General features: G+C 39.5%; 5 protein-coding genes. All 5 read left to right on the forward strand.

Annotation, left to right across the window (positions count from 1 at the left end):
• Positions 1 to 727 precede the first annotated feature (727 nt).
• The 5 genes from dusB to purD all read left to right on the forward strand — a co-directional run bounded on the left by dusB (position 728) and on the right by purD (position 6691).
• Positions 728 to 1744 carry a tRNA dihydrouridine synthase DusB gene (gene dusB, locus F580_RS0120300; RefSeq protein WP_026301569.1) on the forward strand — a complete coding sequence of 339 codons (1017 nt, stop codon included), beginning with the start codon at positions 728 to 730 and terminating at the stop codon, positions 1742 to 1744.
• A gap of 62 nt (positions 1745 to 1806) precedes the next feature.
• On the forward strand, positions 1807 to 2094 hold the full coding sequence (gene fis / locus F580_RS0120305; protein ID WP_019029596.1) for a DNA-binding transcriptional regulator Fis: 288 nt from the start codon (positions 1807 to 1809) through the stop codon (positions 2092 to 2094).
• A 211-nt stretch (positions 2095 to 2305) separates the two neighbouring features.
• Complete coding sequence (purH, locus tag F580_RS0120310; protein ID WP_019029597.1) at positions 2306 to 3907, forward strand: bifunctional phosphoribosylaminoimidazolecarboxamide formyltransferase/IMP cyclohydrolase; 1602 nt, start codon at positions 2306 to 2308, stop codon at positions 3905 to 3907.
• Between the two features lie 588 nt (positions 3908 to 4495).
• Complete coding sequence (locus tag F580_RS0120315) at positions 4496 to 5356, forward strand: class I SAM-dependent methyltransferase (protein WP_019029598.1); 861 nt, start codon at positions 4496 to 4498, stop codon at positions 5354 to 5356.
• Positions 5357 to 5395: 39 nt separating this feature from the next.
• A complete protein-coding gene (gene purD / locus F580_RS0120320) occupies positions 5396 to 6691 on the forward strand; it encodes a phosphoribosylamine--glycine ligase (RefSeq protein ID WP_019029599.1) in 1296 nt (431 codons plus the stop codon).
• Positions 6692 to 7489: the final 798 nt, after the last annotated feature.

The following is a 7489-nucleotide window of genomic DNA, read 5'->3' on the forward strand; positions in this document are numbered from 1 at the left end:
ATATATCACAAGGCGTTAAATCGAGTTGCAGTACAACAAGTACCAAGTCTGCCTGTCAAAACGCTGGAATGAGAGAGAGAGCTCAGCTATTTTCATCATGGATGATGAAAAAGGCGATGTAGGGCATGGACGCCCCTTCAGCGCTGTTAGCTCGATAGCACTTGAAAGAATGCAAGATTACGTTTTGTGTGGCAGCGATGCGGGATTCCAAAGGGGGCTCGTCGTTTAGCCCCTTTTGGGTGTTGTCGCCACCGCGACAAAGGTTTCAAAAAATACCGAACGTTGATGCATGACGAAAATACCAACAAATTTATAATGCTCTTGCCGTGCTCGGTAACAAATTAACCCGCTAATTTTCATTTTGAAGGTAAATAGTTATCCAATCACCACTGCTTTAAATGCATCAATAGTCGGCTATAAAAACAACTGGCAAGCTTATTTACATTATGCTGACATTTATTGTTGGCTTGTCGAATAGTTTCTTATACCTACTTGCAGGCGTTATTCGAGCTAACTTGACGGCATAAATGGCTTTGTCTTTTTTGTACTATTTGTCAACTAATTTATGAATCAATTGTACTATTTATGCTCACATTGATGCTTTAATAAATGTCAATATCAAAAAGGTTAAAAAAAGCAAATATTGTTCAAATTCTATGCTTTTCAATTGAAATAAAGACGTGTAAACTGAGCGCCCTTTTGAATGGTAGCTCAAAAAAACAGCAGTATGAAAATAGGCTCTTATCAACTTAGTTCGCAGGTAATACTTGCCCCTATGGCAGGCATAACCGATCAACCTTTTCGACAATTATGTTGTCAATTGGGTGCGGGTTTAGCGGTTTCTGAAATGCTTTCGTCAAATCCGAAAGTGTGGCATACCGAAAAGTCTAAATTAAGAATGTTGCATAGTGATGCCGCAGGTCTACGTTCGGTGCAAATTGCCGGAAGTTGTCCTGATGAATTAGCTTTTGCTGCCAAAGTGAATGCTGATAACGGCGCACAAATTATTGATATCAATATGGGCTGTCCAGCAAAAAAGGTAAATAAAAAATTAGCGGGTTCTGCTTTATTAAAAGAACCAGCACTGGTTGAGCGTATTGTTCAGGCAGTGGTAAAAGCGGTAGATATTCCGGTTACGCTAAAAATTCGCACAGGATGGTGTGAAGAGTCTCGTAATGGTATAGAAATAGCTAAAATTGCTGAAAATAGTGGTATAGCATCACTCGCAGTGCATGGCCGTACCCGTAATGACTTTTATAAAGGTTATGCGGAATACGACACTATTAAAGCAATAAAAGCGGCTATTTCAATTCCGGTAGTGGCAAATGGTGATATTACTTCACCTGAAAAGGCGCTACAGGTTTTAAGCTATACGGGTGCAGATGCCATAATGATTGGCCGTGGTGCACAGGGTCGTCCGTGGATTTTTCGAGAAATTAATCATTTCTTGGCAACGGGCAATAAAATGCTTGCGCCAACATTGGATGAAGTACGTTCAATAGTATTGGCCCACGTTATGGAGTTACATCAGTTTTACGGCGATTTCAAAGGTGTGATGATCGCCAGAAAACACGTCTCTTGGTATATACATAATCTGGCTGAGACCACAGATGGTTTCAGCGCAGCGTTTACTACCGAGCAAGGCAAAGCGTTTAGAGCTATTTTTAATGCCTTAACGTCTACCGATGAACAATTGGCGACGTTAGGTAAATTTTTTGATGACTTTGTCACTGATTCCTTTTAGGAATAGTACAAATTGTCATAGTTTTATTTTATTTTTATTAACAAAAGAAAGAGTTATATCATATGTTCGAACAAAATATTTCTTCTCCATTTATCACTGGCGATATTCAAACACAAACTAAAACGTCTCCATTACGTAGCCAAGCTAAAATTGCAATCAGCAACTACTTATCACAATTAAATGGTAACGATGTTGATGATATGTATGACCTTGTATTGAGCGAAATTGAAGCGCCAATGTTAGAAGAAGTTATGATGTACACTCGCGGTAACCAAACACGCGCTGCCAACTTACTTGGCATCAACCGCGGCACGTTACGCAAGAAACTTAAAAAATACGGTATGAACTAATATCGAATTTTTATAAAAAGCACCCTCGGGTGCTTTTTATGTTTTACATCACTTTAAATATTTATTCAATTAACTGTTCAGCTTTAAGTTGTATGGTGAAATTAGTAGGAAAAGTAACAGAGCTGACGAATGTCAGTGAGTAATTTTGACGCACTAATTGGACTATACAGCAACAAGATGAATAGTTAAAAACTGAAAGGTAAATAAAACCATGGATACTCCACGTCCAATTAAACGCGCACTATTAAGTGTTTCAGATAAATCAGGAATTGTTGAATTTGCTCGTCGCTTAAGTGAGAAGGGTGTTGATCTTCTTTCTACTGGCGGTACCGCAAAATTATTAGCTGAAAACGGCATCAAGGTAACTGAAGTTTCTGACTACACTGGTCATCCAGAAATTATGGATGGTCGTGTTAAAACTTTACACCCTAAAATACATGGCGGCATCTTAGCGCGTCGCGGTATTGATGAAGCGGTAATGGTAGAAAACAATATCAGCGCAATTGATATGGTTGTGGTTAACTTGTACCCATTTGCTAATGCAGTAAGTGATGAAAACTGTTCTTTAGAAAACGCCATTGAAAATATTGATATTGGCGGCCCAACGATGGTTCGCGCTGCGGCGAAGAATCATAAAGACGTGACTATTGTTGTTAACGCACATGATTACGACCGTGTATTAACTGAATTAGATAACAACAATAATTCACTCACTTACAAAACACGTTTTGATTTAGCGATTGCTGCTTACGAGCACACTGCAAGCTACGACGGTATGATTGCTAACTACTTTGGTAAAATGTTACCAGCGTATGGTGAGAAAGACTCAACGGCTTCGTTTGAAAATAAAGTTAAATTTCCACGTACGTTTAATAGCCAGTTTATTAAAACACAAGATTTACGCTACGGTGAAAACTCGCATCAACAAGCGGCTTTTTACAAAGAAGCGAACCCTGAAGAAGCATCAGTTTCTACTGCGACTCAATTACAAGGCAAAGCATTATCTTATAACAACATTGCTGATACCGATGCAGCGTTAGAATGTGTTAAAGAATTTGACGAGCCAGCTTGTGTAATCGTTAAGCATGCTAATCCTTGTGGTGTTGCTATTGGCGATAATATTTTAGCGGCTTATGAAGGTGCATATAAAACTGACCCTACTTCAGCATTTGGTGGCATCATCGCGTTTAACCGTGAATTAGATGCAGATACTGCAGAAGCGATTGTTTCTCGCCAATTCGTTGAAGTAATTATCGCCCCGAGCATTTCTGCTGCTGCGGCACAAATTATCGCTGCTAAACCTAACCTACGTTTATTAGCATGTGGTCAGTGGGACAGCAAAACGACTGGTTTTGATTTTAAACGCGTTAATGGTGGTTTATTAGTACAAGATACTGACCACGGTAGCGTAACAGCTGACGACTTAAAAGTAGTGACTAAACGTCATCCTACAGAAGACGAGTTACGTGATTTACAATTCTGTTGGAAAGTAGCAAAATTTGTTAAATCTAATGCCATTGTTTACGTTAAAAATAGCGCAACCATCGGTGTCGGTGCTGGCCAAATGAGCCGCGTATACTCAGCGAAAGTTGCGGGTATTAAAGCAGCTGATGAAAATCTAGAAGTCAAAGGCTCTGTAATGGCATCAGATGCATTCTTCCCATTCCGTGATGGTTTAGATGCAGCCGCTGAAGCAGGTATTACTGCCGTTATTCAGCCCGGTGGCTCTATGCGTGATAACGAAGTTATTGCCGCAGCAGACGAACATAACATCGCCATGGTGTTCACAGGTATGCGTCACTTCCGCCATTAAGATTGCTCCTTGTCGCTGCTAAGTCCAATTTAGGCGTCAAAAGTACTCACTGACATTCGTCAGCTCCGTGCTTTTTTCTTTAAATTGAACAGAGCAGCTTAAAGGAACTTCATTAACTTCAGCTCGTGATAAAAGACTTAAAAGCTGTGAAGCTGCCTTATGAAGCAAAACTTCTTATTCATGGACGAATAAGTAGAGCTTATAGGGACATATTTACAGCGATTTTGCGTAATAATGGTCGCAATAGCTTTTACTGAAACCAAGCCTTATCAACGCTGCTTGTTTGTTTAATACCACTTAGATTAATTAAAATTACCGCTTTCAATGAGGGTAAAGCTTCAATAACAAGCCGTTTGATTGACTAATAGCTGGCTATTGGGATTGAAAGCAACGACGTTATTGGATATTTAGACCATTTGAAATGAATTCTTAATTAGTGTAATTGGTATGATATCTGTTATAAATGTTGCCGTTAATTAATACTTTAATCGTTATATATCTGTTCCACATTCAAAATGAATATGAATAAGGACGGCTGTATTAGATAAATGGATATTAATACTAATAATTCTTACAAGGAAAATAGTTATGACAATTAAAACAAACGCGCTTAAATCAATCGCTATCGCAGTTACCTTAAGCTGTGGCGCATTAAGTTTATCTGCTACAGCTCATGATACCCATGCACATGAAGCTAATGCCAATAAAAGCGCTTCATCTAAAGTACTTGAAAATGCTGTCTCAGGTGAACATCGTACTGCTAAAAATAAAGCGCGTGATCAATATCGTCATCCTATTGAAACGTTGAACTTTTTTGGTTTTACCCCGAGTATGACTGTGGTAGAAATTACTCCAGGTGGCGGTTGGTACACTGAGATATTAGCACCAGCTTTAAAAGGCACAGGTAAATTATACGGTGCTCATTACCCTGATACGGGTAAAGATAATTACTATAGTAATTCGCGTAAAAAATTAGTGAAGAAACTTGCTTCAGACGTTGTTTTTAGTGAAGTGGTTTTAACTGACTTTACTCCAGGCCAAGAAAGTGAATTAGCACCACAAGGTACCGCGGATCTAATTTTAACGTTTAGAAATCTTCATAACTGGAAAGATGCCGGTGTCGAGCAAGTCTTTAAAGATGCTTTCAATGCGCTTAAACCTGGTGGCGTATTAGGGGTAGTTGAACATAGACTGCCAGTAGGTCTAGATGCCGATAAAGCTCGAGGTTATGTTTCTGAAGTTACAACAATTAAACAAGCAAAAGCGGCTGGTTTTAGGTTTTCAGGTTCAAGTGACGTGAATGCTAATGCTAAAGATTTAGCCATCCACCCTAAAGGTGTGTGGACTTTACCACCGAGCCTAGCACTTAAAGACAAAGACAGAGCGAAATATTTAGCGATTGGCGAAAGCGATCGCATGACATTAAAATTTGTTAAACCAGCCAAATAAGTGTTGGTTTAGCACACAAGAAAATAAATAGGAAATTTTATGAAAATCTTAGTTATTGGCGGCGGCGGTCGTGAACATGCTCTAGCATGGAAAGCGGCTCAATCAAGTCAGGTTACTAAAGTGTTTGTTGCGCCAGGTAATGCTGGTACAGCAACCGAAGCAAAATTAGAAAATGTTGCTCTCGATATTAGTGATAATGCTGCCTTAGTTGCTTTTGCTAAAAGTGAAGACGTTGCCTTAACTATTGTTGGCCCCGAGCAACCACTGGTTGATGGTGTTGTTGATGCTTTCCAAGCGCACGGCTTAGCTATTTTTGGTCCAAGTGCCAAAGCAGCACAGCTTGAAGGTTCAAAGTCATTTACTAAAGACTTTCTAGCACGGAATAAAATCCCTTCAGGCAGCTATGAAAAATTCACTGAAGTTGAACCTGCACTTGCTTATGTTCGTCAGCAGGGCGCACCAATTGTTGTTAAAGCCGATGGCTTAGCAGCAGGAAAAGGCGTTATTGTTGCCCTTACACTCAAAGAAGCAGAAGACGCTATTACCGACATGTTAGCGGGTAATGCGTTTGGTGATGCAGGCCATCGGGTGGTGATTGAAGAGTTTCTTGAAGGTGAGGAAGCGAGTTTTATCGTAATGGTTGATGGTAAGAACGTTTTACCCATGGCAACAAGCCAAGATCATAAACGTGCATTAAATGGTGACTTAGGTCCAAACACCGGCGGCATGGGGGCATATTCTCCTGCAGCAGTGGTTACCCCTGAAATCCATGATCGTATTATGGCCGAAGTTATTATGCCAACAGTTGAAGGCATGTCAGCGGAAGGAGCACCTTACAGTGGTTTCTTATATGCAGGCTTAATGATAGCAGCAGACGGCACGCCAAACGTTATTGAATATAACTGTCGTTTCGGTGATCCTGAAACGCAGCCTATCATGATGCGCTTACAATCGGATTTGGTTGAGTTATGTTTAGCCGCTACTCGTGGTGAATTAGATAAAGTAAGCATCGACTTTGATAGTCGTGCAGCTGTAGGTGTTGTTCTTGCCGCACAGAGCTATCCTGCAAGTTACCCTAAAGGTGATGTTATTTCAGGTTTAGATACTAACAACAATGTATCAGCGAAAACTTTCCATGCAGGTACTAAGTTAAATGAGCAAGGTGAGGTTGTTACTAACGGCGGTCGTGTACTTTGTGCAACTGCACTAGGTAATACCGTTACCGAAGCACAACAAACCGCTTATGAACTATTACATCAAATTAGCTGGCAAGGTGTAGAGTTTAGAACTGATATCGCTTATCGCGCTATTGCACGTGAACAAGAAAATGCTTAGTTAGAGCTAAATTGAAACTTAAGTAAACTTGGGTAATACTAGGGCCAGATAATAAAGAAAGATCACCTCGGTGATATCGCTATTAATTAACCTATGATCATCTAGTTAACTATAAAAAAACCGACCTTCGTGTCGGTTTTTTCGTTATTTGATAGAAAGTAAGCTTAATAGTAGGCGATATCAGTCACTTTATTAGTACTAAGTAGTAATTTAAAAGCCTAGTTAACAATGTAAGTTGTGTGAAAAAATGACCAAGGATCCTATGTGATCGTGCTTTATAGCCCAATATGAAAGCGATCTGTATAATAAACATGCGAACAAGCATAAAGATGAAAATAAGCCTTGATCAAAAATGAAAAGTCTCTAAAATGCGCATCCAGTTCCAAGGGGTAACCCAAAGAACTGTTTTGATAAGTTATCTACTTGCTTTTAGAGTGAATCAGCTAACTTAACGTCTACTTTTAAAATGTTTTTTAAATACTTTAAAATAAACGTTGACATCAAAACCAGGGAGCGTATTATACGCCACCTGCTTCGGGCAAACGGCAACGTTAGCAAGGAGCGAAGGTACTTAGCGAATGCGACTAAGACCTCTTTTCTTTAACAATTAGTTATCATGCAATTTGTGTGAGCACTCACATTAATGTTGTTTTACATAGTTTTCCTTTCGGGGAGAACAAAAACGCTTAATGAATGATGTTCATGCAAACAAATATAGTTACTTATCTTTAGCGAGGTAGGTAGCGACTATGTAATGCTTCTTTTACTTGTAGGCGGGAATTTATTCGCGCATTACTT

Origin of the sequence: Colwellia piezophila ATCC BAA-637, from assembly GCF_000378625.1 — a bacterium.
GTDB lineage: Bacteria > Pseudomonadota > Gammaproteobacteria > Enterobacterales > Alteromonadaceae > Colwellia > Colwellia piezophila.